We start from the raw sequence: 25,744 nt of genomic DNA, 5'->3' as shown, positions 1-25,744 counted from the left end.
GCTTCCCGGTGGCGCGGTGGGGTCGGCCGGAACCGGCCGGAGGCGCGGCGCCGGATGACGACGCGGAGCCCCGGGAGTAGTGGTACTGCGGAAACGAATCCAGAGCCGGCCGGGAGCGCGAGGCCATGGGGGCAGTGCGACCGCGTTCGCCAGTACGGTCAGGCCGGTTGCCGATGTGTTGGGTCTGGGCAGGCGCGCGCCTTCTTGCCGCAAACGAGTTCGGAGGAGTTGATTCACGGGGCGCGACGCGCTCCCGTCTGCGAGGGACAGACCATAATGACCGTAAGCAGGCCACATCGCTGTGGGCCTCAGTGAGCTCACAAGCTCTGGAGTCTCTTGACCTCAACGGAAACTGCGGCGGAGGATGGGGGATTCGAACCCCCGAGGGCTTGCACCCAACACGCTTTCCAAGCGTGCGCCATAGGCCACTAGGCGAATCCTCCAGGCGTCCACGAGACCAGCGTGAAGTGCCGGCTCCGTGCAACGAGAAAGCAATATATCGGACCCCTTCCCTTGAGGCCAGCCCGCGGCGGTGGGATCTGTCACGCGGCACGTCAGGGTGATGTGTCATGCGCGGGGTGTCGGGCGGATTGGGCGGGCGGCCCCCCCCAATGCCAACGGCGGTTCGTCGCATGAACGCACCTTTCTCCCATCCTTCTGATCTCCACCCCCAGAAAGCTGGGAGAAGGGTACGTTGACGTCAGGAAGGTGCGTTCACGTTCGAGTGCCCCACAGGTGGGTGCCTGGCGCGGTGCGAAGTCCGCCAGGTTGCGCAGGCGCCCGAAGTTGACGTGCGCCATGTAGCTGTCATGGGTGAAGGCGCCGATCGAGTTCGGTTGCCAGCCGCGGTCGTTGACCCTCGCGTAGTACTCCGTACTCCAGGAACTCGGCCGAGAATGGGTCGGAATCGTCGGCGTCGTACTCGTCCAGCGGTAGCTGCGGCGTGAGCCCGGGCCGCCTCGCACCGGACTCATGGTGCCGCAGCTGGCCCGTTATCGGGTACACTCTGATCCGGCCCCTCGTGCGGCGTCATCCAGTGAATCCCCCAGGACCGGGAGGTAGCAAGGGTAAGCGGGCTCTGGCGGGTGCGCGAGGGGTCCTCATTTCCCTGTATTTCCCCGTGATTCCCCCGTGTCTCCTGCGAATCTCGCACAAGCAGTGGCCGAAGTAGGACGAGATCGACTTCTCGGAACGAGATCGACGGTGCCACCGTCGCCCTCGTTCGAAAATGTCGACCTCGATGCGTGCACGGGCGAGGCGGGGCCGTTCTCAGGTGAGGGAACATCGCGCTCGGTGCCTTACCCACGCCCGGGCCCCAGATCCCCGGCCCACCCCAGCGCCCGACGTCGTCGGCTCCGGCTCGGATAGGCTCGGACCGTGACCACTGCCCTGTACCGCCGCTACCGCCCCGACACCTTCCAGGACGTCATCGGGCAGGACCATGTGACCGCCCCTCTCATGGCAGCACTGCGCGGTGATCGCGTCACCCACGCCTACCTCTTCTCCGGCCCGCGCGGCTGCGGCAAGACCACCTCGGCCCGCATCCTGGCGCGCTGCCTGAACTGCGAGCGCTTCCCCGCCGACACCCCCTGCGGGCAGTGCGCCTCCTGCCGGGACCTGGCCACCGGCGGCCCGGGCAGCCTCGACGTCGTCGAGATCGACGCCGCCAGCCACAACGGCGTGGACGACGCCCGGGACCTGCGCGAGCGCGCCTCCTTCGCCCCGGCGCGCGATCGCTTCAAGATCTTCATCCTCGACGAGGCCCACATGGTCACACCGCAGGGCTTCAACGCCCTGCTCAAGCTCGTCGAGGAGCCGCCGGCGCACGTGAAGTTCGTCTTCGCCACCACCGAGCCGGAGAAGGTCATCGGCACCATCCGCTCGCGCACCCACCACTACCCCTTCCGCCTGGTGGCGCCGGACACGCTCGAGGCCTACCTCGCCCACCTGTGCGACGCCGAGGACGTGCGGGTCGGCCCGGGCGTCTTCCCACTGGTGACCCGTGCCGGCGGCGGAAGCGTGCGCGACACCCTGTCCGTCATGGATCAGCTCATCGGCGGGGCGATCGACTCCGAGGTGGACTACCGGCGGGCCGTGGCCCTCCTGGGCTACACCGACACCACCATGCTCGACGCCTGCGTGGACGCCCTGGCCGCCTCCGACGGCGCCGGGGTCTTCCGGGTCGTGGACCGCGTCGTCTCCTCCGGGCACGACCCGCGGCGTTTCGTCGAGGATCTCCTGCAGCGCTTGAGGGACTTGCTGGTCATCGCCCTGGCCGGTTCGGAGGCCGGACCCGCACTCGGCTCCATGCCCGACGACGAGTTGGCCCGCATGGAGGTGCAGTCGCGCACCATCGGGGCGGCCGGCCTGTCGCGTGCGGCGGACGTGACGGCACAGGCCCTGTCGCAGATGGTGGGGGCCACCTCGCCGCGCCTCCAGCTCGAACTCCTCATGGCCCGCCTGCTCGTGTCCGGTCGCCGCGCGGCCGCTCCGGGCGCCCCGGCGGGGCCGCCTGCGCAGCATCCGGGTGGGGACGGCCCGCAGCAGGCCGGTGGCGGCCGGGCCATGGCCGCCGAGATCGCCCGCCGCGCCGCCCCGACCGCCGCGCCTCCGGAGCCCGGGCAGGCGCAGGGCGGTGCGCCTGCCCGGGCTGCTGAGGCTGCTGAGACGGCGTCGCCCGCCGCTCAGGCAGCGCCTCCTGCTGCCGTCGGGTCGGCAGTCTCTCCCGGCGCCGGCACGGCCTCGGCTGCATCGGGCGCCCACGCTGCGGCACCGCCTCCTTCTGCGACGCCGCAGGGCGGAGTCTCCCCGGTGGACTGGGACTCTCCCGAGCGCCCCGCGCAGGCGGGCCGTTCCGGGGGTGCGGGCGGTGCCGGGCCGCGTCTCGGGTCGCAGCCGGGATCGCGCGGGGAACCGTCGGCGAACTCGACCCCGAGTGCGGGTGCCGTGCCCTCGCAATCTCCGCAGCCGCCGCAAACACCGTCACCCTCGCAAACCCCGCAACCCCCGCAGCCGCCCGGACAGGCGAGCCCCGCCGCGGACGCCGAGATGATCCGCGGCCGCTGGGAGGAGGTCCTCGAGGCGGCCAAGCGCTCGCGGCGCGCCACCTGGGCGCTCGTGGGCCCCAACTCCCAGCCCGGAGCCATCAACAACGGCGTCTTCGAAGTGATCTTCAGCGGACAGGGCCTGGTCAACGCCTTCGAGAACGGCGGCCACGGCCCGGTGCTCTCCCGGGCCCTGCATCAAGCGCTCGGCCTCAGGCTTGAGGTGCACGCTGTCCTGGCCGGTCCGGGCGGCGGACCCGGCGGACCGTCCGGGGGCCCTGGAGGTTCCGCGGGACCGGGCGGTGGCGGCCCGGGCGGTTGGCCGGGCGGCCCCGGTGCCGCCGCTCCGGATGGTGCCGGGTGGCCCGACGGCGTCGGTGCCGACGCGGCGGGCAGCGCCGGGCAGATGGGGCGGGGAGGCCCCGCCGTCGAGGGGGCTCCGGTGGCTTTCGCTCCGCAAGCGCCGGGTGGTCCGGTGGCCCCGGGGGATGAGGCGCCCGGACGGCCGGAGCCTGCCGCACCTCGGGTCCGCACCCCCGCCGATGCCGCTTCACCGGAGCCGGCGGACGACGGCTGGGGCGTCATCGCCGTTCCGGGCGCTCAGAAGGCCGGTCGCGGGGCGACTGAGGAAGCCGGCCGCGGGGCGGCCGAGCAGACAGCGACGGCGTCGTCAGGGTCGTCGGCCGGCGCCGCTGTGGCGGACGGAGGCGCCCCGTCGTCGTTCTCGCAGCCTGTTCCATCGACAGCCGAATCCGCAGGTTCCGCGTCACCGGACTCCGCCCGATCGGCTCCCGTCCGAGGCCCGGCGGACCGGGGGGACCGCGCGGACCCGGCGTCCTCAGCGGACCCGGCGCCCACCGATGCTCAAGGCGAACGGCCGCTCTCGTCACCTGCGACGCGAGCGGCCGACTCAGCGCCGTCCGCGCCCTCGCCGGCCGGCCCGTCGGCTCGGTCCGCGGAGGCGGAATCATCTGCGGAACCGGGACCGGCGGCATCCGAGGCGACGGCTTCCCCGCCGTCGTCGCCCGACGGCGCAGCGCCTCTCGAGTCGCCCGGGTCGCCCGAGCCTCCGTCCCCCGGGCCTCCCGGGCCGGATCCGGTCGAGGCGACGCCCCTGGCCACTGTGCACCGTTTGCATGCCCTGCCGAAACTGCCCGGCGGGGCTGCGCCGTCCTCGCCGTCCGCCTCGACGCCGACGAGTCAGATCGGGCAGCTTGAGCAGGGCGAGCGGCAGGAGCGCCATGAGCCGCGTGAGCATCACGGCCTGGCCCCCGTCAGCTGGGACAGCCCGGACACCTTCTCCGACGGCACCCCCGTCCCGCAGGAGCCCCCGCCCGAGGACGAGCCCGAGCCGGGGGAGCCCTGGGCGCCCGCCGACGACTCCCAGGACCGGGTCTCCGCAGCTCGGGCCGCGGCGCGCGCGGCCGCCCGCGGGCAGGCGCACGCGGGCCCGGGCGCGGCCCGCTCGGCGTCCTTCGCCTCGTCGTCCGTCGATGACGACGTCCCCAGCGAGGACGACGAGGACGCCGAGGAGGCCGGCGTGGTCGGCCTCGAGGTGGTCAAACGGCTGCTGGGGGCGAAAGTTCTAGAGGAGATCACTGTGACTCAGGAGAGGCGCTGACATGCCGGCTGTCTACGAGGGCGCCGTTCAGGACCTCATCGACGAGTTCGGCGAGCTGCCCGGCATCGGCCCGAAGTCCGCTCAGCGCATGGCCTTCCACGTCCTGTCCGCGGACTCGGCCAGCGTCGAGCGCCTCATCGAGGCCCTGCGCGCCGTCAAGGCGCGGGTGCGCTTCTGCGAGACCTGCGGGAACATCGCCGAATCCGAGCAGTGCGCGATCTGCCGCGACCCGCGCCGCGATCAGCGGGTGATCTGCGTGGTGGAGGAGCCCAAGGACGTCGTGGCCATCGAGCGCACCCGCGAGTACCGCGGGTTGTACCACGTGCTGGGCGGGGCCATCGACCCCATCAACGGGGTCGGCCCCGACGATCTGCGGGTGCGAGAGCTCTTCGCCCGGGTGGGGAGCGGCGTGGAGGAGGTCATCGTCGCCACCGACCCCGACGTCGTGGGTGAGGCCACCGCCGCCTACCTCACGCGCATGCTGCGCACCATGGATGTGCCGGTTTCGCGGCTCGCCTCGGGCCTGCCCGTGGGCAGCGACCTGGAGTACGCCGACGAGGTCACCCTCGGCCGGGCCTTCGAGGGACGGCGGCGGGTCGACGACGGGGCGTGAAACGGCCTAACGGCCTAGCCATCGTCCGACGGCTAGGCCTCGGCTCCGGACTGTCGGCGCCGCTGGCGGTCATGCGTCTCGGCGAATGAGGGCGGCGGCGTACGCCGCCAGGCACACGGCCGCCCAGATGGTCAGCGTGAGTGCGGCGGCAGCGGCCGGCAGTGCGGTGACGGTGTAGCCGGGGGTTCCGAGCAGGCTGAGGGCGGCGTCGATCCAGGCGGAGAAGTCGTCGTCGCCCACGGCCGGCCACTCCGGGGGGACGGTGATGCCGAGGACGTGCTCGACCCAGGTGCGGAAGTCGCTGACCGATTCAACGGCATCGTCGTCGTTCGGCGGGAGCCCGAGCTCCCAGGAGGTGAGATCGCGGTAGCCGATCGCGAAGAGCGCCAGGAGTCCGCGGACGTCGTCGGCAATGGTGTACGCGGCACCCTTGGATCCCAGGACGACGGCGCGCACCCCGCCGTCGTCGTCGCGCCACAGGGCGCCGATGGAGCCGTCGGCGCTGACCCGGGCGATGGGCAGCAGGCGGTCGTGGTGGGATCGGCCGTCGTCGAACCAGGCCTCCAGGGTCGCATCTGCGGCGGGCTCCGAGGTGAAAAAGGGGCCGGCCTGCGGTGCGACGGGGAAGGGCGCGGTCATGCAGTGCCCGTCCTTGATGACGGTGAGGCCCCAGGTCTCCATCCAGCACCAGGCGCGCTCCAGCTCCGCGGGGATCGTCCAGCCTGATCGATCCGCCCTGAGCGCGTCAGCTATTGCCGACATCCTCCGAGTCTACGGCATCTACGGCTCCGCGCCCGCACCCGAGCGGTGTGCGCGTTCTACGCCCCCGGCGCCTCGCGAGGCTGCATCTGCTGCATCTGCTCGACCATCTCCTCCAGGGACGCCTGGATCGGCCGGTATCTGATGCCCAGTTCGGCTCGGCTGCGGGCGGCGTCGCTGCGCACCGCGAAGCCCACATTGCGCTTCACATAGGCGCGTGTCATCCCGAGCCTGGGCGCCAGTGCCAGCAGCAGCGCTTTGGGTGCCGCGCGCCGGGGCAGGGGGAGGGCGCGCCCGTAGCGGGGCAGGAGGCGGCGGCCCAGGGAGACGATATCGGTGTCCTCGGCCGAGAGGATGTAGCGGCCATGGGCCTTGGGCGTGAAAGCCGCCGCGATATGGGCGCCGGCCACCTCGCGCACGTCCACCGCGCTCAGCCCCACGCGCGGGGCGCCCATGCGGGTGGTGCCGTCGATCAGCATCCGCACGACCGTGAAGCTCTCGCTGGTCGGGGCGGGGCCCAGGGCCGGGCCGAGGATGAAGGCCGGGTTGATGACCACCAGGTCCCACCGCTCCTGGCCCGCGGCCAGCCGCCACGCCTCCTGCTCCGCCAGCGTCTTGGAGTAGGAATAGGGCTCGTGGGCCAGGGAGGAGGTGGTGTTCCAGCAGTCCTCGGTCAGGATCCGCCCCGGGTAGCCCTCGATGTCGGCGGCGTCGCCGAACATGGCTGCGATGGAGCTGGTGAGCACCACCCGCCTAACGGATGGCGTCCGCCCGACGCCGTCCAGCACGTTGCGCGTTCCCTCTAGCGCTGGGGCGACCAGGTCCCGCTGGGGATCATCCACGTTGCGCACGAAGGGCGAGGCCGTGTGGATGACGACGCCGCACCCGGCCATCGCCTCGTCGTAGGAGCCGGGCTGGAGCAGGTCGGCGGCGAAGAGCTTCAACGTCCCCGGGGCCTGCTCGGCGGCGCGCTTCAGGTGCGCGACCTTGCTCGTCGCCTCCGGGTCGCGGACCGCGGCGTGGACGGTGGCGCCGGCATCCACCAGCCCTTTGACTACCCAGCTGCCCAGGTAGCCGGTGGCGCCGGTGACCAGGACCGGGGCGGTCGTGTCCACTGGGATGCCGGTGAGATCGATGCCGCTGGACGCGGGTGGCTGCTGTCCGCTCATGGCAGTCACGTTAAGCGTTTTCGGGGCGCTCGTCTATTGCTATTAATGGGGTGTTGCGGCGGTGTCGGCGCGGATAGGACTGGAAATGCTGTGTTTCGTCTATCGATGGGAGTGACTCGTGCGTTAGCGTGATGGTCGTTCATGCTTTCTGATGCGCGGGGAGTGCGGCGGTGATGGCGGGGCGTGATGACGATGATGGTGATGCTATGTGGGAGGAGTTATCGACGGTCGCCGCGGGTAAGGCGGGACCGGCGCCAGAAGTGATGGAGCGTCGCCGCAGATGGGAGCGCTTCGCGGCTCGTATGTATGCGGTACTGGTCATTGTGACGATGGCGGTCGCGGTTCCTGTGAGTGGGTGGGTGTGGTGGAACCGCCCTATACCGCGCAGCGTCGCTCGGCCGGCTGGGGTTGAAGAGGGGAAGATGATGTGGATGGACGACTCGATTCCTCCTGTTCGAACGACAAGCGGCGTTGCTCTGTCAGCTGAGGATCTGCAGTCAAGGAATCGCGAATGGATCGCGTTGGTGCGCTGGGAGGATCCGAAAGATTCTGCAAGTACGAAGATCTACAAATTGCGTCTAGGAGAAAGTGTCTATATTGATCGCCTGGGGACCCTTACCCTGTTGGAGGTTAATCCTGAAAGCATTTCTTCGGGAGGGATGCTCGGTTGGGCGTATAGGGATAATGTCGACTTCGACCCGGGGTGTCTGAATGCAGCATCGGTGACTCGTGCTCGAGGTGAAAAATGCAATATCTGCGACAGTTAGGTATTGATATCTCCAGTACCTTCTAGGCGTTGGGGACCTGACTGCCGCAACCCCGAAAGCAGAGGCGAAAACTATCGACTGCGATCGGCGAAGGCCTCCGCGTCGATGCATGCGGCGGCCGCAGTTGGGTTCGCTCAGGCCACCCGGGTTCCCCGGGCGAGCTTGTGGACGGGCGTGCGCAGCCGCCGCGACGCGCACGTCAGCGACCACGCTCCCAGGGCGAAGACCACCACCAGACTCACGGGCCAGAAGACGAGATGCGTGGCTCTGCGCGTATCATCGCTGTTGGGCATATTGTCGCCATGGTGGTTACCCTCATTGCTGCAGTAGTAGATGACGACCTCATCCGGCTGGGGGTTGCGCATCTCGTCGATCCCCAGCCCCGCCTGCTCCAGGGGGGAGGACTCGGTCCACGGATTTTTTTCTGGCTGCACCCTATGCCGCGCCGAGGAGTCGGCCAGTGCCGCGAAGGGGTTGGGGGCGAGCATCCACCAGATTCGATTGGTGTGCACTACGTCTTCCGTCCGCCTCTCGGGTTCGTCGCATACCCTCCAGTCGTTCGTCGAGCTGTCGTAGTCCGTGTAGTAAATGGTCTGCCTCTGCTCTCCTCGAACCGCCGTCGTCGAGATCGCGGTGGCCAGCGGCGTGCCGATGACGAGGGCTGCGACGACCAGATATGTGAGCACGGCCGAGGCCGAGGTGCGGGCGGTCGCGGCCGAGAGCCCCATGCCGATCGCGCACACGGACCCCAGGGTCACCACGAGGATCAGTAGGTGGATCGCCAGCGCCGTCCACGATGCGCCGCCCGCCAGCGTGAACACGAACAGGAACGGCAGGGCCACCGCGAGGAAGGCCATGGCCGCGGACCATGCCGCTATGAGTTTGCCGACGACGATCTCCTGGCTGCGCAGCGCCGTCGCCTGCAGGAGTGCCAGGGTCGCGTCGGCGCGATCGCCGTTGATGGAGGTGGCCGACAGGGTCGGGGCGATGATGAGCCCGATTCCCAGGACGAAGCAGACCGTCATGTCGTACAGAACAGGGATGGCCTCCTCTACATGATGCGTCGTGGTCCCTGCCTGCGCGGTCATGCCCCCGCACAGGAGGACCAGGACGACGCCCCACACCACCAGCATGATCTGCCAGCGTGTGGACCTCACGCGCTGGCGCAGTTCCAGCACCGCAACGGTGCGCACGGCGGACCAGCTCATCGCCGATCTCCTTCCATCGACAGGTAGATCTCCTCCAGGGCTCCGCCCGTCGGGGCGAAGGACACCACCTCGACCCCGGCGTCGAGCGCCTCGCGCAGGACGCGCGCGGCAGCGGCGTCGTCAGGCACGGCCAGGCGCACCGTGCCGTCCGCAGTTGTGGTGGCGCGCACCGAGGCCTCGGCGGACCAGTCCGACAGCCGTTGCGCATCCAGCGCCCGCATCTGCCACTGGCGCTGCAATGGTTGGGGGCGGACCATGTTCGAGCCCGGCGTCGGGCTCGAGTCCGGCTTCGGTGCGGCGGGATCGTCCGCGCCGTCAGTGCTTTCAGTGCTTTCGGCGTCGTCAGTGTCTTCAGTGTGCTCGGCATCACCAGCGCCATCGCCGCCGTCGGGGCGGGGCTGCGCGGAGGAGGCGGAGGCCGGGGCGATCGCCTGTCCGTGCGCCATGAAGATAACGCCGTCGACCATCTGCTCCAGCTCGGACAGGATGTGACTGGAGACCAGGACGGTGACGCCGGAGGCCGCGAGGTCGCGCAGGAGGACCCGCAGGTCGGCCCGTGAGCGCGGATCCATGCCCGCCGCGGGCTCGTCGAGCAGCAGGGCCTTCGGTTGGTGCACGAGCGCCCGCGCCAATCCCAGGCGCTGCTTCTGACCGCGCGAGAGCACGCGCGCGGGGGTATGGGCCATCTCCTCGAGGTGGACGGCCGAGAGCATGTCGATGGCGCGCTGCTTCCCCGTGGCCTTGTCCAGCCCCTGGGCGGCGGCGAAGGTCAGCAGGATCTCGGTGCAGGTCAGCGAGTCCCAGGTGCCGAAGGAGTCCGGCATCCACCCCACTGCCTGGTGGACTTCCCTGGGTTGTGCGGCTGGGTCCAGCCCTGCGATGCGGATCGAGCCCGCGTCGGGTGCCAGGAGCGCGGCCAGCATGAGAAGGAGAGTGGTCTTGCCCGCTCCATTGGAGCCCACGAGCCCCGTGACCGTGCCCGTGGGGACAGCCATGTTCATCTGCCAGACCGCACGCGTAGGACCGAAGAAACGTGTCACGCCGGTGACCTCGATGCTCATGCGGCCCATGCTACGGGTAAAGCGGCCGGCTTGCCTGCCCGATTCGGCGGTGAATTCGATGGGGAGGGCTCCCCGTCGGCTTGCTTTACTGGAATGCGGGTGAAGTGTCGAATTCTAGTGTCCGGGGTGGCTAGGGCTGGATATGTCGTGCTTGTGTTGTGTGGAGAAATGTCGCGCTTTTCAGGAGTTCGCCGCTCTCGGTCGTGACGATAATTGGTGTGATTCAGTGTAATTCAGTGGGTTCATGGTGAGGTCTGGACGAGAATAGCTAGTAAAGGCGCGCGGCGGGTATTCTTCGGCTGATCAGCCACGATTAGGTTCGAGGAAGCCCACGAGTGGAGACGATCGAAACTGTTCAGTAGGCAATTCAGTGGAAGTGATAGGCAGTTGCCTGCGCCAGGCGGTTCTGCTGCGTAGACGGCCGCTGTCGACAGCTGTCGACGGGGGTGAACGGGCGCCATCGGCACGTTCCGCCCCAAGCCGCCCCCAAGCGCCCCCAAGTTGGGCCCAAACCGGGCCCGGTTGTGGCCGAGCCCGTAATGCCGGGGTCATCTGCGCGCCGTATGCTGTGCTCAGCCACGCCGTCGTGGGCGTCACCGCGACGAGGCTCCCGGGCCCCGGCGAGGCCGCCCGCCCCGGCGCGCAGCAGTTTGTAACCCGGCCCCGAGGAGCGCCACATGGCACTGGTCGTGCAGAAGTACGGCGGCTCGTCCGTCAGCGATATCGAGGCGATGCGACGCGTCGCCAAGCGCGTCGTCGCCACACGGGAGGCCGGCAACACCGTCGTCGTGGTCGTCTCCGCCATGGGCGACACCACCGACGAGCTCCTCGACATGGCCGGCGCCCTGAGCGCGCAGCCGCCCGCCCGTGAGATGGACATCCTTCTGTCCGCCGGTGAGCGCATCTCCATGGCCCTGCTCGCCATGGCGGTGGGCGAGCTCGGCGTCCCGGCCCGTGCTTACACCGGCGCCCAGGCGGGGGTTCTGACCGACTCCAAGTACGGACGCGCCTCGATTGTCGGCGTCCTGCCCGAGCGCATCGCCCGCGCCGTCCAGACCGGCGCGGTTGCCATCGTCGCGGGATTCCAGGGCATCAACGAGGTCGAGGACACCACCACCCTCGGCCGCGGCGGCTCGGACACGACCGCCGTGGCGCTGGCCGCCGCCCTCAACGCCGACGTGTGCGAGATCTACACCGACGTCGACGGCCTGTTCACCGCCGACCCCCGCATCGTGCCGACCGCCAAGCGCGTCGAGGCGCTCTCCAGCGAGGAGACCCTCGAGATGGCCGCCAACGGCGCCAAGATCCTTCACCTGCGCGCCGTGGAGTACGCCCGCCGCTTCGGAGTGCCGATCCACGTGCGCTCCTCCTTCTCGGACAAGACCGGCACCTGGATCTACGACGGCAGCCGCGAGGGCGCCTTCGTGCCGCCCGTCATCGCCGAGCCCCCTTTCTCCGGGAGCAGCGCCGGCAGTGCCGGGAGTGCCGACGGCGCTGAAAGCGCAGAGAGCGCCGACGGCACCGGTAGCGCTGCTAGTGCTACCAGCGCTACCAGTGCTACCGGCGCCGATGACCCGGCGCGCTCACCCGCACCCGCGGCCCGGCCCGCGGTGGATGCCGTGACCGGGCGCGTCATCGCCCCCGCGGGCACGGCCGCGCCCTCCTCGGCCTCCGTCGGAGCCGCTCACAGCTACGCCATCAACGCCCGGGCCCAGGCCCGCCCCCACCGTTCCGCCAAGGAGGATCACGTGGAAGCTCCCGTCATCTCCGGCATCGCGCACGATCGCAGCCAGGACAAGATCACCATCGTCGGTGTCCCCGACGTGCCCGGCGCCGCCGCCCGCATCTTCGCGATCGTGGCCAGTACGGATGCCAATATCGACATGATCGTCCAGGACGTCTCCGCCGAGGGCACGGGCCTGACGAACATCTCCTTCACCTGTCCCGACGGCGATTCCGCCGGCGCCCGCGCGGCCCTGGAGGCCGCCCGCGGCGAGCTCGGCTTCAAGAGCCTCCACTTCAACCCCGACATCGGCAAGCTCTCCCTGGTCGGCGCCGGCATGCGCTCCCACCCGGGGGTGTCCGCCAAGCTCTTCGGCGCCCTGAGCGAGGCCGGGGTCAACATCCACATGATCTCCACCTCCGAGATCCGCATCTCGGTCGTGGTCGACGACGCCGTGCTCGACGAGGCCGTGCGCGCCGTCCACTCCGCCTTCGGCCTCGACGCCCAGGCCGCCGAGGCGGTCGTCTACGGAGGGACCGGCCGATGAGCACCCAGAGCACCCAGCAGCACCCCGTCAACGAGTACGTAGGCCCGGCCGACGGCGTCGCCGTCGCCGTCGTGGGGGCCACCGGCCAGGTCGGTCGCGTCATGCGCGCTATGCTGGCCGAGCGCGACTTCCCGGCGCGCTCGGTGCGCTTCTTCTCCTCGGCTCGCAGCGCCGGGACGGTCGTGGACTTCCGCGGTGCGGCGGTTGAGGTCGAGGACGTCGCCACGGCGGACCTGTCCGGCATCGACGTCGCCATCTTCTCCGCCGGGGGAGCCGCCTCGCGCGAGCACGCCCCCCGCTTCGCCGCGGCCGGCGCCGTCGTCGTGGACAACTCCTCGGCCTGGCGCAAGGACCCGCAGGTGCCGCTCGTGGTCTCCGAGGTCAACCCTCACGCCCTGCGCGAGCGCCCCAAGGGCATCATCGCCAACCCCAACTGCACGACCATGGCGATCATGCCGGCGCTCAAGGCGCTGCACGACGAGGCCGGACTGGTCCGGCTCATCGCCTCCACCTACCAGGCCGTCTCCGGCTCCGGGCGGGCCGGGGTGGCCGAGCTCGCCGGGCAGGTGCGCGCAGTCGCCGACCAGGACATCGAGGCCCTGGCTGTGGACGGGCGCGCCGTCTCCTTCCCCGAGCCGAGCGTGTACGTGGACACCATCGCCTTCAACGCCGTCGCCTGGGCCGGGAACGACGCCGGCGACGGCTCCGGGGAGACCGACGAGGAGCAGAAGCTGCGCAACGAGTCCCGCAAGATCCTGGAGATCCCGGAACTGGCGGTGTCGGGCACCTGTGTGCGCATCCCCGTCTTCTCCGGGCACGGGGTGAGTGTTTCCGCGGAATTCGCCCGTGAGATCAGCCCGGAGCGGGCCGCTGAGCTGCTGGCCGGGGCGCCGGGCGTCACCTATGACGATGTGCCCAGTCCGCTCAAGGGGGCCGGGCGCGACGGCACGTTCGTGGGGCGCGTGCGCGCCGACCAGGCCTTCGCCCCCGGGCACGGCATTGCCTTCTTCGCCGTAGGGGACAACCTGCGCAAGGGCGCGGCCCTCAACGCCGTCGAGCTCGCCGAACTGGTGGCCGCCGAGCTGCGCGCCTGATCGGGCCGGGCCGGGGCGGCCTCGTAGCGCTAGCCGCTGCCGGCCGGCTCTGGCCGCCCCCTCCTTTCGCCGAGATCGGTCGTACTCCGCATCGAGATCGGTCGTACTCCGCATCGAGATCGGTCGTACTCCGCATCGAGATCGGTTGAAACTCGCGTCGAGATCGGTCCGGTTCCGCATCGAGATCGGTCCGTCGGCCGGGGCGCACCTTCGCGCGGGGCGGGTCCAGTGCCGACGCCCGCGCGACCCGGCCGACGGCAGGCTGCACGGTCGTCTCCGTACTGGAGCGTGAGCAGGGGCGGCGGCGTCCGTCAGTACCAGCATGCAGTACCCGGAGGCTTGTTCGTGGGCTTCTAGGCGTCGTTCTCGAGGGGGCGGTTGTTTTTGGTGGGCCGGCGTGGTGGTGGGGTCGGTTGTCGGGGGTTGTTGGGCTGGGTGTGTCCAAAACGGAGGGGATTAAAGCCTCGGTGGCGTGGGTGTCTCCAGGAGACCAGGCGATGGGCTGGTGTTTTCGTTGTGTTTCCGGTGTGTTTTCGGTGTGCTTTCGGTGTCGTGCTGCATGGTGCCCGGGCTGATCTCCTCCGTTTTGGACACTTGGCGCGTTCACTGCGCCGTGCCGGCACCCGAGTAGGGCTGTCCGGCGGGCCGGGCTGGGGCGGGGCGCTCGAGGGTGCTTGGACCTTGTCGTGGACGAGGGCTTGCGCCGCCAACGCGAGTTCAAGGCTGATCATGAGGGCCGGGGCCTCGTCATCGGGGACGAAGCCGGCGTTGAGAGCGGCAGTCACCGTCGACGGTTGGACCCCCGCCCCCCGGCCTCCGCTACCGAGGCGTCCCGGGCTCGACCAACCATGCATCCCGCCCTCGACCCTTGAAGACCGCCCCCGCACAACAGACACAACGTGCAGAAATACAAGAGAGTCCACGAATAAGCCTTCAGCATTCAGTACCAGCATGGACTCTCCTGCCCATGCGCTTCGCCCAGCATGATGGCCGCCTTTCCATAGCATGGCTCCATGCTTTATTTTCCTCAGGCGCTGAATGACCTATGCGACGACACGAGAGTCGTGGGGAGGCCCAAGACGGCACGGCGGTGGAGCCATCGTACTGTCCGCCTCAGTGCCCCGACGGCGGTGGTCGCGGGCATGCTCGCCCGGGTCTATGGCGTCCAGAAGGCCGCAGGCGCGGGGATGTCGCTGTGAGTGAGATCGAGACGAAGACCGAGGCCGAGCTCGCGATCGGCGACGTGCTGGCCGGTGCCGAGTCGGAGCTGCGCGCCCAGGGGTGCCTGCTGTTCAAGGAGGTCGAGGAGGACGACGAGGAGGATGAGTAAGGCGGGCCCGCCCAGGACTTCGACGAGGAGGAGTACGAGGACGCCTTCCTCGCCCACTGGGAGAAGTGGGAGCTGGTCGGCCCCGGCCGGTATGACTACTGGGTGGAGGTCCACCACGACTCCGGGGAGATCAGCCTCTATGAGCCCCTGCCCTCCGTGGGCCTCGCTAACCAGATTGACCCGACTGATCTGGTCGGGCTTCAGGAGGATCAGAGCGTGACACTCACCGGCAGCATGGGCGGCCGGCGGGCCGTGGTCACCGAGCGCAGACTCGGCTGCATCAAGGAGGTCATGGGCCAGACCACCTACCCGACCTCACCTGGCGAGGTCGTGATCGACATCACCATCAAGACCGAAGGGCGTGACGGTGCGAGCATTACTTTCGAGAGCTGCCTGGGCCACCCGCTGCGCGCCTATCGCAAGCAGGTTCTCTCCAACCGCCAGCAGAAACGCCGGTTTGGCCGGATCATCTACCCGAGCTCAGGCGTCTTCGACAGCCTCCCGGGTTCGATCCTTCAAGCAGTCCTATACATCGTGGGAGTAGGCGTGATCTTTAAAATTTTCCTCTACCTCCTGTACCTCATGTAAGGGGGTGTGAAAGAAATAGCGAACCAGGGGCAGTGGTGACGGCTTCGCTGCGCGACTGAGGCCCCCGCGGGCGACTGCTCATGCTGCCCGACGTCGAGATAGACATTGTCGAATGAGATCGACGGTGCCACCGTCGGCCTCATTCGAAAATGTCTGTTTGGATGTCGGCGGAGTAGTCTGCGCACCAGCAGAAGTGAGGGAGCGGCATGACTGCGCGGAGCACCGTTGATCTGGAGTCTCGAGACGTGACGCGACGGCTGCCCCAGTACCGAGAGGTCATCGACCTGTACCGGCGGGCCTTCCCGAGCGAGGAGCGGATCCCGCTGTGGCACATGCGCCTGATGTCGCTGCGTCGGGACGTCAGGCTCCGGGCCTGGCTCGACGACGGCGCCCTCGTGGGACTCACGTACACGGTCAGTCGCCCGACCATGCTCTGGCTGTTCTACTTCGCGGTCAACGATGCCGTGCGCTCGCGCGGCTACGGGTCGCGCATCTTGAGCCACCTGCGGCAGGAGGCGGAGGGGCGCACGATCGTCTTGGAGATCGAGCCGCTCGATGACGGCGCCCCCAATATCGAGCAGCGCCGCCGTCGCCGGTCCTTCTATGAGCGGACCGGCTTCACTCTGACCGGGTATCGCATTCGTGAGGGCAAGCAGACCTACTCGGTCATGGCCGACGGCGACTTCGATCCCATCGCCTTCCGTCGACTGGTGCACTGGTTCACCCTGGGGCTCCGCCCGACCTCGCTCATGCGGGACTGAAACTCCTCGTTCGCCGGCCATGTTCGCCGGCTATCCCTGGCCGGACCCGCTCAACCCCACCCGGGCTGAGCTGTCACGCAGCCGTTGATGGGGGCGAATGACGGGGCAATTAAGGGGATAACGCCGAGCCTTCTGAACCCGGCCCGTCGGTACTGACGCGTGGAGGCGAAAGGCCGGCCGCGTGGGTGGGGCCTTCAACCTCGTCCGGGTGGGGCTGACCGGGGCTGGGCGAATGGTCTTCGGAGTGGTCCGCGCGGCGATGTCCATGGGGAGACGGTCGTGATGCCTGCGGGGGCTCAATCGGAGTCGCGCGACCGCCGAATCGGGATGTTGCACACATAGCTGCGATCTCTGCTGAACAGAACCCCGGAATCATGCGGGAAAAGGATTCCGACAATCGACCGTCGGCAGCTCCCATGTGCATGGACCCCCCCTGCTTGCACATGGGAGCTCAGCGGCCAGACTCCGGGAGATGCCAGGATTCTTGATATACCAATGAAAAGCGGCTCTTGATGGTCTCGACCGTCTCTCTCCCATGTGCGGTCCCCGCGCGGCCGCCCATCCAGGTACTCGGAAATCGCTCCTTGAGCGGGCAGACGTCGAATGACGACCGCCTGTACCGCCGGGCACTGCGACAACAGGGCGTGAACGGCTCGGCCGTCCCAGGATGATGGCCGGACTCGGCGCGGTCAGATTGGTGGCTGACGGCCCGGTGCTCGTGGCTCAGTCCGCCCCGGCTCAGTCAGGTGCGGCTCTGCCCACGCGAGGACGGATCATCAGAGGAACGGAGAGGGCGACTGCGATCGCGGCCATCTGGAACGCCAGCACTGTCGTGGAGTCTGGCGCAGAGAACTGCCCCGCCCAGATGGACAAGGTGAAGGCGAAGAAAACCGGGGCGAGTGGAGTGTCTCGGGCCAACACGAGCGGGGCGGCGCCGGCCAGACCCAGGAGGCAAAGGACGACTATCGTTTCATGATGATAAGTATCATTATCATACAGTGCAAGCGTCGCCTCGACGCCGCCCGCCGCCAGAGATGACAGAAAGAAGGCGGCCATGAGAATAGTGGGGTCTCGCAGGATGGCCTGACGCCTGGAGATGAGTGCACGGTCGCCCTTGATCACGGCCTCGTCGGCGGTGCAGGTCATGCTCAACCCCCACAGCATCCCGGCCACCGCGATGCAACTGATCGCGGTCCGGTCGCCGTCGTTCATGTCGAGGAGGAAATGTGCTCCGGCACCCCATGAGACGAGGACGGTGGCGCAGACGGCGGCTGTGCCTGCACTCGTGCCCACCACTGCGGCGAGCACGGCGGATACGACGGCGGTGGTGATGACGATGCCCAGCTGGTCGCGGGCATCGTCGGGGGAGAGGTGGCTTGCTGTTCCCAGGCTGTCCGTCAGGAGGGCGGTCAAGCCGATGGTTAGGAGTACTGCCGGAGCTGTGCGCAGGAGATCCGACTGGTCAAGGCCCGATTGTCTGGTAACCGGCATGATGTCTTCCCGGGTATGAAGAATACGGCAATGATGCAGGCGGCTTCGAGTCTATCGTTGCGATGGATGCTCGGTGAAGGGTCATTAGAAGGATTCCTTGCGGACTCGGAAGTGAACGGGGGGGGGCGGGGGAGAACTGCGGTGCTGGGGCTGGAGCTTATTCGTGGGTTTCTAGGTGTCGGTTGTTTTCGGTGGGGCCGGCGTGGTGGTGGGGTCGGTTGTCGGGGGTTGTTGGGCTGGGTGTGTCCAAAACGGAGGGGATTAAAGCCTCGGTGGCGTGGGTGTCTTCAAGAGACCATGCGATGGGCTGGTGTTTTTGGCGTGTTTTCGGTGTGTTTCCGGTGTGCCTTCGGTGTTGCATTGCATGGTGTCCGGGCTGATCTCCTCCGTTTTGGACACTTGGCGCGTTCACTGCGCCGTGCCGGCACCAGAGTCAGGGCCGCCCCGGAGCGGGCCGGGCTGGGGCGGGGCGCTCGAGGGCGTGGGCCTTGTCGTGGACGAGGGGTTGCGCCACTAATGCGGTTTCGGGGCCGATCACGCGGGCCGGGGCCCTCATCATCAGGGATGAAGCCAGCGTTGAGAGCGGCAGCCTTCGTTGACGGAACCCCCGCCACTTCCGGCCTCCGCTACCGAGGCGCCCCGGGCTCGACCAACCGCGCCTCCCGCCCACGACTCTTGAGGACTGTCCAACATCTCCCCGCAAAACACGCACAACCTGCGGAAACACAAGAGAGCTTATGAATAAGCATCCCGCTCTCGTGCTGAGATCGATTCGGTTCCGCCCCACTCTGTCGATCTCGACAGGGCGATGCGCTCGTTGCCCGAGTGTCCTGTGTGCTGCTGATGCCTGCGGGGGCGGGGCGGCTGTGGTGCCTGCAATTGGCGATCGCCTGTATCGCCGGGCATTGCGGCAACAGGGATGCGAGTGGCTCGGTCACCCTCTGGAACGGCGGCCGGGCATCTTTGATGCTGCCAGATCTATAGCCCGTCGGGGCGGCCCTTCGCGTCGTCGTAGAACGCTGCTACATGGCGTCTCGGACGGCCCCGACGGGAGCGCCGCAGCACCGAGAATCACAATCGAATAACGATCTCGGGGTGCGTATTGTCTGCTTCTTCTTGCCTGGAATTCCGCGAAGAAGCGAGGACTCTCCGGCGGCTGGAGTCGGTTCTGGATCCTAGGTGCCGGTCGGTTCCCCTCCCGCTCTCCTGCCGGCCCGGTGAGGCCGCCGTTGTGAGCGGGGTCAGCCCTTTGGTACGCTCGCAAGATGAACTTCATATATGTCCCTGAAATTCCCTGGAAGGTGACCGCTCTCGCAGTCTCCGTTATTATCGGATTCACTGGATGCTCGGGCGGGGTAGGTAATTCCGGCGCTGTTTCCTCAGTGACGTCGTCGCCTATTGTTGCCGAGGATCCCATTCCTCCCTCGGATGCTCCCACGCTTTTACCCTCTCCTTCGCCGACGGCCATTGACGGCGGCTCGCCCGCGTCTTCTGCGGCGCCATCTGCCATGCCGACGGGAGACGGGAGCGCAACGCCGGGAGACATCTCCCCGGAAAAAACGAAGGGTCGCGATCTGGCGGTTAATGACTTCTTCGAACCCGATGATCATGTCTTGAAAGATGGTTTGTACAATGTGGCAACGCTTACCGATCAGAAGGGCGTGGGTGCGACCGTCGGTTCCGGAAGTCAGAAGGTCGAGGCGGAGCTGAGGCTGGCGAACCGGTATGAGAAATTCACATTCAATGTCGGCCAGGCGAATAACTCGAAGTCCTCGGATGAGACGCTTCATGTCGAGGTGAATAAGAATGGTGCCAACGACAGCATCATCGAGGTTCCCTTCAATGAGACCCGCCCCGTTGAGGTGGATGCAACGAATGTGAATGCACTCAAGATCGTTCTGACGTGCCAGCCCAAGGAGGGCACCATGTGCCGCGACGAGATCACGGCGGTTCTCTACGGGATGCGTTTGGAGCCGTAGGCGCTGTGCGACGTCTTGCAGAGCGGTTCCGTAAGCTCAGCACCATGCAGAAGGTGGGGATCGTTTTTTCGCTCTCGACCCTTGCCATCGCCATTATCGGTGTGATTGTGACGTTTGTCGTCGGCTTTCCCAGCGCAGTTTCCTCCTGCCGCAGTCTCGGCTGGGGCTGGTGCAGTCTGTCCTCGTCCGAGCCGCCTCAAGCATCTCAGCCTCCCACCTCAACCGGACCGGGCGGCGGGACTGCCCCCGACGCGGCGCCGTCCTCCGCTGATTCCTCAGCTTCCTCGGGTGCTCCGGAAATGTCTGCGGGGTGCTATCGGGATGACGTCGCGGTCGCCTGCTCTGTCAAGCACACCGCAGAGGTCTATTCGCCGGCTACGGGAAATTCCTGCGATTCCGATTCTCTTGTGACGTATCTTGGGGGAGTTCCCGGAATGGACGTGCTCAATGCGGATCTGACTGTTGGGTCGCTCAATAGCGGAGCGTCGCTCTGCGTCGTCAAAGCCGCAAGCGGCTCCGATCTCCCATCGGCCACTCTCAAAGAGCTGTGGACAACCGATGCTGACCGGAATGGCTATAACGACGGCGGCCAGTTCCGCAGGTGCCTCAGCTATCAGGGGCAGGCGGCCTCATGCGATGCCGAGCATAGTGCGGAGATTTTCTATGAGGGTGCCACGGACGTGAATTGCGATGAGAAGTACAGCGCCTTTGCTCGTCGCGACGCGAGAACCGACGCTCGCGATATCAAGGTGAGTCGGCTGACTTCGGGCGACTCGGTGCTCTGCCAGGTCGAGGTGAAGGCTCGAGAGGATTCCTTGTTCGCCTCCGTGCGAGACCTGGGAAGCACGACCCTTCCCATCAAGCACTGACAAGTGCCGGCGGGCGCCCGGCAAGCCCTCAAGCCCGCCCGCCGGCACGGCTATCAGATGAGTGCGAGTCCCAGGGAGACGCCGAGATAGAAGGCGTTGACGGCCAGGAGGAAGATTCGCTCCGAAATGCCGAAGGCGTATTTCCTCGCCGGGGTGATGACCAGTGCCGCGACCAGGGCGATCAGCGACACCATGGTCACCCAACGGGTCCCGACCAGGAATGAGACGAGCCCCTGCGGCGCGACTGGCTGGAGCATTCTGACGAAGTTGCCCATGCAGGAGTAGCTGATGGCGAACCAGGCCACCGCGGCTACCAGGTGAAGGCGCCCGATCAGGGTGGCCGGCTGCCCTTCGATATCGGTGGGAAGGAAGGGCAGAGCCACGAAGAGGACGGTCAGTACCAGGAGCCAGATCGCCACACTTTTCTCCGTCAAGGACGGGCTGACGATCACCGCCCCGGCGAGCACGGCCCAGAAAACGGCTGAGGTCCAGGTCATCGCCGTTCCGAGCTTTCGAGTCGGCCCCACCGCATAGTCGCTCACCGCGTGGTTCACGATGTTGTACTCGCTCGGTACCACATGGAGAGCGATGAACATGACGAGCCGAACGACTCCCAGAATGAGGGCGAGGACGGCAAGGGCGGTCAGCATGATGATGCTCCTTGATCTTCTTCAGTGATCTTCTTCAGTTGTGGTTGTTCTTCCGCCCGTGCGCAGCTCGTCGTGCAAGGCGCGGATGGTGTGCGCGAGAGACTGCGGATCGATTCCGATCGCTCGGGCGTGAGCGTCCAGCGAGGAGCCGAGCAGTTGAGAGCACTGCTCCACGAGAGCGGATCCCGCAGGGGTGATCTGCAGGTGCCGCACATGTCCCGCACCGCCCGGGGCGACGTCGTCGATCAGGCCCGCTGCGAGCAGCGAGCGGACGATGCCGCTCGCTGCGGCTTCGGAGACGCGCAGCGCATTGGACAGGAGGCGGCCGGTGACGCCCGGATGCTCGGCGATAACGACGAGGGCGACGTAGCGGTTGTAGCTCAAGCCGTGCGGCGTCAGTAATCTCTCGGCCGTCCGGTCGAGGGTGAGTACGAGGTCGTGAAGCTCGAAGGCCAGGTCCATGTGAGTAACTTAAGGTCTTAAGTTGCTCGGGTGCAAGCCCCGGAGCGGGGTTCTGGCGGCTGCGTGGCCGCCGCTGTAGGTCCGCCCGCCCCGGCTTCGGCTCGCCCCGCCCGGCGCTGGGCCATGGCTGGGGCGGGCAGCCGACGGCAGACGGCCGGTGCAGGCAGCCGACGGCCGCCGACCGGCAGCCGGCAGCCAGGCTCGGTCTTCCGTGACGGTAGACTCGCCGGGAACTTTTCGCGTGATGGTCGCGCGATGCGAAGAAATCACGGCTAAAAGGCCCGCCGCAATCTGAGGGGGCGATGCAATAATGCATGCGCTGGTGCCGCCGTCGGTCACGCTTGTGGAAACCGGGCGCGATATTCCAACAATGCTGTATCCCGCTGAGCAGTCGTATATCGCCACTGCTGTTGAGAAGCGTCGCGCGGAATTCACCACGGTTCGCTACTGCGCGGGGCGGGCATTGCGGGAATTGGGATTGGAGCGTCCGGTCATGGTGCCCGGCCGCCATGGTGAGCCGGCGTGGCCCGACGGCGTGGTCGGCAGTATGACTCATTGTCAGGGCTACCGCGCCGCGGCCGTGGCGCTGGTGCGAGACGCGGCCGCGGTGGGGATTGATGCGGAGCCCAATGCTCCGCTGCCCCGAGATGTTCTCGCCATGGTGGCGTCGAGTCATGAGGCGGAGCATGTGCGGGCCATGTGCGAGAAATGCCCCGACGTCGCCTTCGACCGGCTTCTCTTCAGTATCAAGGAAAGCATATATAAAGCCTGGTTCCCCGCGAAAAGAACATGGCTCGGGTTTCATGATGCGGAGGTCGAGATCGATGCGGAGGGGGTTTTTCGGGTTCGCCTTCTGATCCCCGAGGCTCATCGGGGACGTATCCAGGGGGCATGGCGGGTGCGGGACGGGATCCTGCGCAGTGCCCTGGTGCTGCGGGCGCGGTCGTCGTGGTCCCGGAAGGCTGCGGGGAGGGCTGCGGAACCGGAAGGCTGGGAAGGTGTGGAATAGGCGCCGCACTCGCGGGTGTTGGGCCTGCTGAACGATCGAATGAACCGAACGCATGCGCCGAGCGCGCTATCCGGAGGGAATCACATGGCCACCACGAACATCACCGGCGAGGAGTTCAACAGCACGGTCCGCGGCGAGGGCATCACCCTCGTCGATTTCTGGGCGTCCTGGTGCGGGCCGTGCATGCAGTTCGGTCCGGTCTACGAGCGGGCCTCCGAGGCCAACCCCGACATCACCTTCGCCAAGGTCGACACCGATGCCGAGCAGGGACTGGCGCGCGCACTGGGCATCTCCTCCATTCCGACCCTCATGGCCTTCCGTGACGACGTCCTCGTCTACCACGAGGCCGGTGCGCTGCCGCCCAAGGCGCTGGACGCCCTCATCGACCAGGTCCGTGAGCTCGACATGGTCGAGCTCAAGAAGAAGATCGCCGAGGAGAAGGCGAACGAGCAGGGCTGAGGGCCGGCTTCCGACGGGGCTCCGCGGGTCGGGGTCGGGGATGCTGGGCCGGCAGAGGCGTCAAGGGGCTTCGGGCTCTTCGATGCCCGTCGGCGCCCGGCGCCCGGCGCTAGGTACTCGGGCTCCAATAGGCGAGCCTTCGCTCTGTTCCCTGAGAGCGATAAGATACGACCATTGAGTGCTGTGGATTGTATGGTTGTCTCCATGAGCTCTAAGACTGTCAAGAACCCGCCCGTCGCCCCCGCCTTCACGGCCAATGCGGAGTTGCGCGCCGACCTTCAGCGCGCGCTGGTGGACATCACCGCCCTGAGCCTGGTCGGCAAGCAGATCCACTGGAACGTCGTCGGCCCGAACTTCCGCGACCTCCACCTCAACCTCGACGAGGTCGTCGACATCGCGCGCGAGGGCTCTGACGAGCTCGCCGAGCGCATGCGCGCCATCAACGTCTACCCCGACGCCCGTCCCTCGACGGTCGCCGCCCAGACCTCGGTGCCCCAGGCCCCCGAGGGCGGTGTCATCACCTCCGACGCCGTCGACTACATCGTGTCCGCCATCAACGCGGTCACCACGACCCTGCGCGACATCCACGACTCGGTCGACGAGGCCGACCCCTCCTCCTCCGGCATCCTGGAGGACTACACCCAGCGTTTGGAGCAGCAGAGCTGGTTCCTGTCCGCGCAGAACTACAGCGCCTGAGCGCTCCGCGCGGCTCCGTCCGCCCCTTTTCGCCGAGATCGGTCGCAATCCGCGTCGAGATCGGTCCGGTTCCGCCTCGAGATCGGTTGATCCCGGGGCGGAACCTCGCGTTTCCCGGATTGTGCGAATGAGTGCTGCGACCCATTCCGATATGAGTCGAGTCGGCCCGGTATCGGCGCATCCCCGTCAATCGCCCGTTAACCTGAGTGCATGCCGCTCACCGCACGTGCCGACGTCGCACGTCTGATCCGCCTCACGCAGCACTTCGCCACCGAGGCCGTCCAGGCGGGCGATGTCGCTGCGTTCCCGCCGCCCGCCGCGCTCGCCGAGCTCCCGCCGGTGGAACTGCGCCGCCTTCTCGACGGCCTGCTCACGGTTCGCCCTCCCCGGCCCATCACCGACGACGACGTTCGCGAGGATCTTGACGAGATGCTCGCCGCCGAGGTCGCCCAGCGCGTTCTCGACGCCGGCGTCCCCGCTGCGCTGGCCGTGTCGAACCTGTTCGTCACGCACGGTGTCGGCGGGCAGATGGGGGAGAGGGTCGCCCTATGGCGGGGCGACCTCACCACGTTGCGGGCGGGCGCCATCGTCAACGCCGCCAATGCCGAGATGCTCGGATGCTGGGTGCCCGGCCATACCTGCATCGACAACGTCATCCATGCGGTGGCCGGACCGGGGTTGCGGGCCGAATGCGCCGCATACATGGAGGGGCGCGCGGGTCACCCGGAGGAGACCGGCCGTGCGCTGCTGACCAACGGATACCACCTGCCGGCCGAGCACGTCATCCACACGGTGGGGCCGATCGTCGAGGGCGAGGTGACTGAGAAGCACCGCATGCTTCTGGCGAGCTCCTACCGGTCTGTCCTGGATCTCGCCGCCGAGGCCGGGCTGGACTCGGTCGGCCTGTGCTCGGTGTCCACGGGCGCCTTCGGCTACCCCAAGGAGGAGGCTGCGCCGCTCGTGCTCTCGGTCATTGACCGGTGGTTGGAGGCGCACCCCGAGGCCGGGCCGCGCATCGTCATCTGCGCCTTCTCGCAGGAGGATGTGGACGCCTACGAGAAGGCCCTGCGCCCATACCGCTACCGCAGACGCTGAGCGTCCCGTGAGAGACCCCGGCGTCTCGTGGTCACTGGCCAGAGGTTCGGCCTGCGGCGACGCGGCCGTGGAGGGATCCGCAGGTGCCGGGCCGGTAGAGTTGCACATTCATGCGTGGCACGTCGCATTATGAACCGCGGAATCATGCGGAATTGCTATGTCGTCCGTCGAGGAGGAGCCGCTCCCATGTGCGCAGGCCCCCTCCGCGCACATGGGAGACCGTCAACTGACCTTGATGGACTAGAGGAAGTGATGGAATATCAAGGAAAAGTAGCCCTTGCTTCATAAGGCTGCCTTTCTCCCATGTGCAACCAGGCTTGGTGTGCGGGTTTGCGAGTTGAGTGCGAGCGGAACGCGGTGATGTGCGGTCGCCCTAGGTGAGTGATTCCGGGCTGGCGGTGGGCGGTGTCCCATGACTCTGCCGTGCTTTGCTTCCCGGTCGAGCTTGACCTGTCCGCCGGCGACGTCTGCTGAGCCGTGCCGGGTGGAGCAAGCGGCTCGATGTGAACGTATCTTTGTCGCGCGAACGTACTTTTCTCCCATCCTTCTGAGCTTTACTCCCAGAAGGATGGGAGAAAAGTACGTTCATGTTGAGAAGGTACGTTGACGTTCCGGTGCGGGGCCGGCCCGTCATGCCTGGTGGCTGTGCCTGCCGGTCCAGGGTCGGTCATCCCGATGACTGACCGGTCCCGGGGTGGGAGAAGTGATCATCCCGCGCACTTTTAAGTCGGCTGATGGCCTCGGGCATG

22 protein-coding genes, 1 tRNA gene and 1 other RNA gene are annotated in these 25,744 nt (G+C 67.5%); 16 read left to right on the top strand and 8 right to left on the bottom strand.

Going from position 1 to position 25,744, the window contains the following annotated elements; translation table 11 throughout:
* Positions 1-358 precede the first annotated feature (358 nt).
* Positions 359-443 (bottom strand) — tRNA-Ser (locus tag W5W_RS0101265).
* Positions 444-1,010: 567 nt separating this feature from the next.
* Here W5W_RS0101265 and ffs point away from each other — a divergent pair.
* The 3 genes from ffs (at position 1,011) to recR (ending at position 5,278) form a co-directional block, all read left to right on the top strand.
* Positions 1,011-1,105, top strand: an RNA gene (ffs, locus tag W5W_RS15430) — signal recognition particle sRNA small type.
* Positions 1,106-1,377: 272 nt separating this feature from the next.
* Positions 1,378-4,665, top strand: a complete 3,288-nt coding sequence (locus tag W5W_RS16505; RefSeq protein WP_017194023.1) for a DNA polymerase III subunit gamma and tau — start codon at positions 1,378-1,380, stop codon at positions 4,663-4,665.
* 1 nt (position 4,666) lies between these two features.
* The gene (gene recR, locus W5W_RS0101255) at positions 4,667-5,278 is read left to right on the top strand and encodes a recombination mediator RecR (RefSeq protein WP_008732988.1); all 612 of its coding nucleotides are present in this window, start codon (positions 4,667-4,669) and stop codon (positions 5,276-5,278) included.
* A 69-nt stretch (positions 5,279-5,347) separates the two neighbouring features.
* On the opposite strand, the gene W5W_RS0101250 is transcribed toward recR, so the two are convergent.
* Positions 5,348-6,040, bottom strand: coding sequence for a hypothetical protein (locus tag W5W_RS0101250; RefSeq protein ID WP_029573996.1), 693 nt, complete (start codon positions 6,038-6,040; stop codon positions 5,348-5,350).
* 56 nt (positions 6,041-6,096) lie between these two features.
* A complete protein-coding gene (locus W5W_RS0101245; protein ID WP_017194021.1) occupies positions 6,097-7,206 on the bottom strand; it encodes an NAD-dependent epimerase/dehydratase family protein in 1,110 nt (369 codons plus the stop codon).
* 170 nt (positions 7,207-7,376) lie between these two features.
* Between W5W_RS0101245 and W5W_RS15910 the strand changes: the two genes are divergently transcribed.
* Positions 7,377-7,973: a hypothetical protein gene (locus W5W_RS15910; protein WP_154650212.1), complete on the top strand. Its 597-nt coding sequence runs from the start codon at positions 7,377-7,379 to the stop codon at positions 7,971-7,973.
* A gap of 134 nt (positions 7,974-8,107) precedes the next feature.
* Here the strand turns inward: W5W_RS15910 and W5W_RS0101240 are convergent, their stop codons facing one another.
* Entirely contained in the window at positions 8,108-9,181 is a 1,074-nt protein-coding gene (locus tag W5W_RS0101240; protein ID WP_008732979.1) for an ABC transporter permease, read from the bottom strand.
* Positions 9,178-10,242 (bottom strand): ABC transporter ATP-binding protein, encoded by a 1,065-nt coding sequence (locus tag W5W_RS0101235; protein WP_017194020.1) that lies wholly within the window; start codon positions 10,240-10,242, stop codon positions 9,178-9,180. Before W5W_RS0101235 ends, W5W_RS0101240 begins: the two co-directional genes overlap by 4 nt.
* 677 nt (positions 10,243-10,919) lie before the next feature.
* Here W5W_RS0101235 and W5W_RS0101230 point away from each other — a divergent pair.
* From W5W_RS0101230 to W5W_RS0101205, 6 genes are all read left to right on the top strand, one after another.
* Positions 10,920-12,512: an aspartate kinase gene (locus W5W_RS0101230; RefSeq protein WP_017194019.1), complete on the top strand. Its 1,593-nt coding sequence runs from the start codon at positions 10,920-10,922 to the stop codon at positions 12,510-12,512.
* Positions 12,509-13,606 carry an aspartate-semialdehyde dehydrogenase gene (locus tag W5W_RS0101225; protein WP_017194018.1) on the top strand — a complete coding sequence of 366 codons (1,098 nt, stop codon included), beginning with the start codon at positions 12,509-12,511 and terminating at the stop codon, positions 13,604-13,606. Before W5W_RS0101230 ends, W5W_RS0101225 begins: the two co-directional genes overlap by 4 nt.
* Positions 13,607-14,619: 1,013 nt before the next feature.
* Entirely contained in the window at positions 14,620-14,805 is a 186-nt protein-coding gene (locus tag W5W_RS0101220; RefSeq protein WP_017194017.1) for a hypothetical protein, read from the top strand.
* Entirely contained in the window at positions 14,802-14,936 is a 135-nt protein-coding gene (locus tag W5W_RS16780) for a hypothetical protein (protein ID WP_017194016.1), read from the top strand. The genes W5W_RS0101220 and W5W_RS16780 overlap by 4 nt, the downstream gene beginning before the upstream one ends.
* Positions 14,937-15,152: 216 nt before the next feature.
* Positions 15,153-15,524 (top strand): hypothetical protein, encoded by a 372-nt coding sequence (locus W5W_RS0101210; protein WP_238533216.1) that lies wholly within the window; start codon positions 15,153-15,155, stop codon positions 15,522-15,524.
* Positions 15,525-15,730: 206 nt separating this feature from the next.
* Entirely contained in the window at positions 15,731-16,285 is a 555-nt protein-coding gene (locus tag W5W_RS0101205) for a GNAT family N-acetyltransferase (RefSeq protein ID WP_017194014.1), read from the top strand.
* 738 nt (positions 16,286-17,023) lie between these two features.
* Here the strand turns inward: W5W_RS0101205 and W5W_RS0101200 are convergent.
* Complete coding sequence (locus W5W_RS0101200; protein WP_017194013.1) at positions 17,024-17,776, bottom strand: hypothetical protein; 753 nt, start codon at positions 17,774-17,776, stop codon at positions 17,024-17,026.
* A 1,265-nt stretch (positions 17,777-19,041) separates the two neighbouring features.
* Between W5W_RS0101200 and W5W_RS15905 the strand changes: the two genes are divergently transcribed.
* Both W5W_RS15905 and W5W_RS16500 read left to right on the top strand, forming a co-directional pair.
* A complete protein-coding gene (locus tag W5W_RS15905) occupies positions 19,042-19,755 on the top strand; it encodes a hypothetical protein (RefSeq protein WP_029573994.1) in 714 nt (237 codons plus the stop codon).
* A 44-nt stretch (positions 19,756-19,799) separates the two neighbouring features.
* A complete protein-coding gene (locus tag W5W_RS16500) occupies positions 19,800-20,624 on the top strand; it encodes a hypothetical protein (protein ID WP_238533215.1) in 825 nt (274 codons plus the stop codon).
* 53 nt (positions 20,625-20,677) lie between these two features.
* Here W5W_RS16500 and W5W_RS0101185 read toward each other — a convergent pair whose 3' ends face one another.
* Positions 20,678-21,274, bottom strand: a complete 597-nt coding sequence (locus tag W5W_RS0101185) for a DUF998 domain-containing protein (RefSeq protein ID WP_017194010.1) — start codon at positions 21,272-21,274, stop codon at positions 20,678-20,680.
* Positions 21,275-21,295: 21 nt separating this feature from the next.
* Positions 21,296-21,736 carry a MarR family winged helix-turn-helix transcriptional regulator gene (locus tag W5W_RS0101180; protein ID WP_017194009.1) on the bottom strand — a complete coding sequence of 147 codons (441 nt, stop codon included), beginning with the start codon at positions 21,734-21,736 and terminating at the stop codon, positions 21,296-21,298.
* A gap of 310 nt (positions 21,737-22,046) precedes the next feature.
* Between W5W_RS0101180 and W5W_RS0101175 the strand changes: the two genes are divergently transcribed.
* The 4 genes from W5W_RS0101175 (at position 22,047) to W5W_RS0101160 (ending at position 24,995) form a co-directional block, all read left to right on the top strand.
* Positions 22,047-22,745 carry a 4'-phosphopantetheinyl transferase family protein gene (locus tag W5W_RS0101175; RefSeq protein WP_162829710.1) on the top strand — a complete coding sequence of 233 codons (699 nt, stop codon included), beginning with the start codon at positions 22,047-22,049 and terminating at the stop codon, positions 22,743-22,745.
* A gap of 84 nt (positions 22,746-22,829) precedes the next feature.
* Positions 22,830-23,204 (top strand): thioredoxin family protein, encoded by a 375-nt coding sequence (locus W5W_RS0101170; RefSeq protein ID WP_008731137.1) that lies wholly within the window; start codon positions 22,830-22,832, stop codon positions 23,202-23,204.
* A 204-nt stretch (positions 23,205-23,408) separates the two neighbouring features.
* Positions 23,409-23,900 carry a Dps family protein gene (locus W5W_RS0101165; RefSeq protein WP_029573992.1) on the top strand — a complete coding sequence of 164 codons (492 nt, stop codon included), beginning with the start codon at positions 23,409-23,411 and terminating at the stop codon, positions 23,898-23,900.
* 210 nt (positions 23,901-24,110) lie between these two features.
* On the top strand, positions 24,111-24,995 hold the full coding sequence (locus W5W_RS0101160) for a macro domain-containing protein (RefSeq protein WP_017194007.1): 885 nt from the start codon (positions 24,111-24,113) through the stop codon (positions 24,993-24,995).
* The last annotated feature ends 749 nt before the right edge of the window (positions 24,996-25,744 follow it).

Origin of the sequence: Actinomyces massiliensis 4401292 (assembly GCF_000269805.1) — a bacterium.
Taxonomy (GTDB): Bacteria; Actinomycetota; Actinomycetes; order Actinomycetales; family Actinomycetaceae; genus Actinomyces; species Actinomyces massiliensis.
This window is presented reverse-complemented; position numbering and strand designations above follow the sequence as displayed.

What these genes read in the sequence shown, in the direction of transcription:
- recR (WP_008732988.1), top strand. Translation starts at nt 4,667, where the DNA reads ATGCCGGCTGTCTACGAGGGCGCCGTTCAGGACCTCATCGACGAGTTC.
- W5W_RS0101250 (WP_029573996.1), bottom strand. Translation starts at nt 6,040, where the DNA reads ATGTCGGCAATAGCTGACGCGCTCAGGGCGGATCGATCAGGCTGGACG.
- W5W_RS0101245 (WP_017194021.1), bottom strand. Translation starts at nt 7,206, where the DNA reads ATGAGCGGACAGCAGCCACCCGCGTCCAGCGGCATCGATCTCACCGGC.
- W5W_RS0101240 (WP_008732979.1), bottom strand. Translation starts at nt 9,181, where the DNA reads ATGAGCTGGTCCGCCGTGCGCACCGTTGCGGTGCTGGAACTGCGCCAG.
- W5W_RS0101235 (WP_017194020.1), bottom strand. Translation starts at nt 10,242, where the DNA reads ATGAGCATCGAGGTCACCGGCGTGACACGTTTCTTCGGTCCTACGCGT.
- W5W_RS0101230 (WP_017194019.1), top strand. Translation starts at nt 10,920, where the DNA reads ATGGCACTGGTCGTGCAGAAGTACGGCGGCTCGTCCGTCAGCGATATC.
- W5W_RS0101225 (WP_017194018.1), top strand. Translation starts at nt 12,509, where the DNA reads ATGAGCACCCAGAGCACCCAGCAGCACCCCGTCAACGAGTACGTAGGC.
- W5W_RS0101220 (WP_017194017.1), top strand. Translation starts at nt 14,620, where the DNA reads ATGCTTTATTTTCCTCAGGCGCTGAATGACCTATGCGACGACACGAGA.
- W5W_RS0101205 (WP_017194014.1), top strand. Translation starts at nt 15,731, where the DNA reads ATGACTGCGCGGAGCACCGTTGATCTGGAGTCTCGAGACGTGACGCGA.
- W5W_RS0101200 (WP_017194013.1), bottom strand. Translation starts at nt 17,776, where the DNA reads ATGCCGGTTACCAGACAATCGGGCCTTGACCAGTCGGATCTCCTGCGC.
- W5W_RS15905 (WP_029573994.1), top strand. Translation starts at nt 19,042, where the DNA reads ATGAACTTCATATATGTCCCTGAAATTCCCTGGAAGGTGACCGCTCTC.
- W5W_RS16500 (WP_238533215.1), top strand. Translation starts at nt 19,800, where the DNA reads ATGCAGAAGGTGGGGATCGTTTTTTCGCTCTCGACCCTTGCCATCGCC.
- W5W_RS0101185 (WP_017194010.1), bottom strand. Translation starts at nt 21,274, where the DNA reads ATGCTGACCGCCCTTGCCGTCCTCGCCCTCATTCTGGGAGTCGTTCGG.
- W5W_RS0101180 (WP_017194009.1), bottom strand. Translation starts at nt 21,736, where the DNA reads ATGGACCTGGCCTTCGAGCTTCACGACCTCGTACTCACCCTCGACCGG.
- W5W_RS0101175 (WP_162829710.1), top strand. Translation starts at nt 22,047, where the DNA reads ATGCATGCGCTGGTGCCGCCGTCGGTCACGCTTGTGGAAACCGGGCGC.
- W5W_RS0101170 (WP_008731137.1), top strand. Translation starts at nt 22,830, where the DNA reads ATGGCCACCACGAACATCACCGGCGAGGAGTTCAACAGCACGGTCCGC.
- W5W_RS0101165 (WP_029573992.1), top strand. Translation starts at nt 23,409, where the DNA reads ATGAGCTCTAAGACTGTCAAGAACCCGCCCGTCGCCCCCGCCTTCACG.
- W5W_RS0101160 (WP_017194007.1), top strand. Translation starts at nt 24,111, where the DNA reads ATGCCGCTCACCGCACGTGCCGACGTCGCACGTCTGATCCGCCTCACG.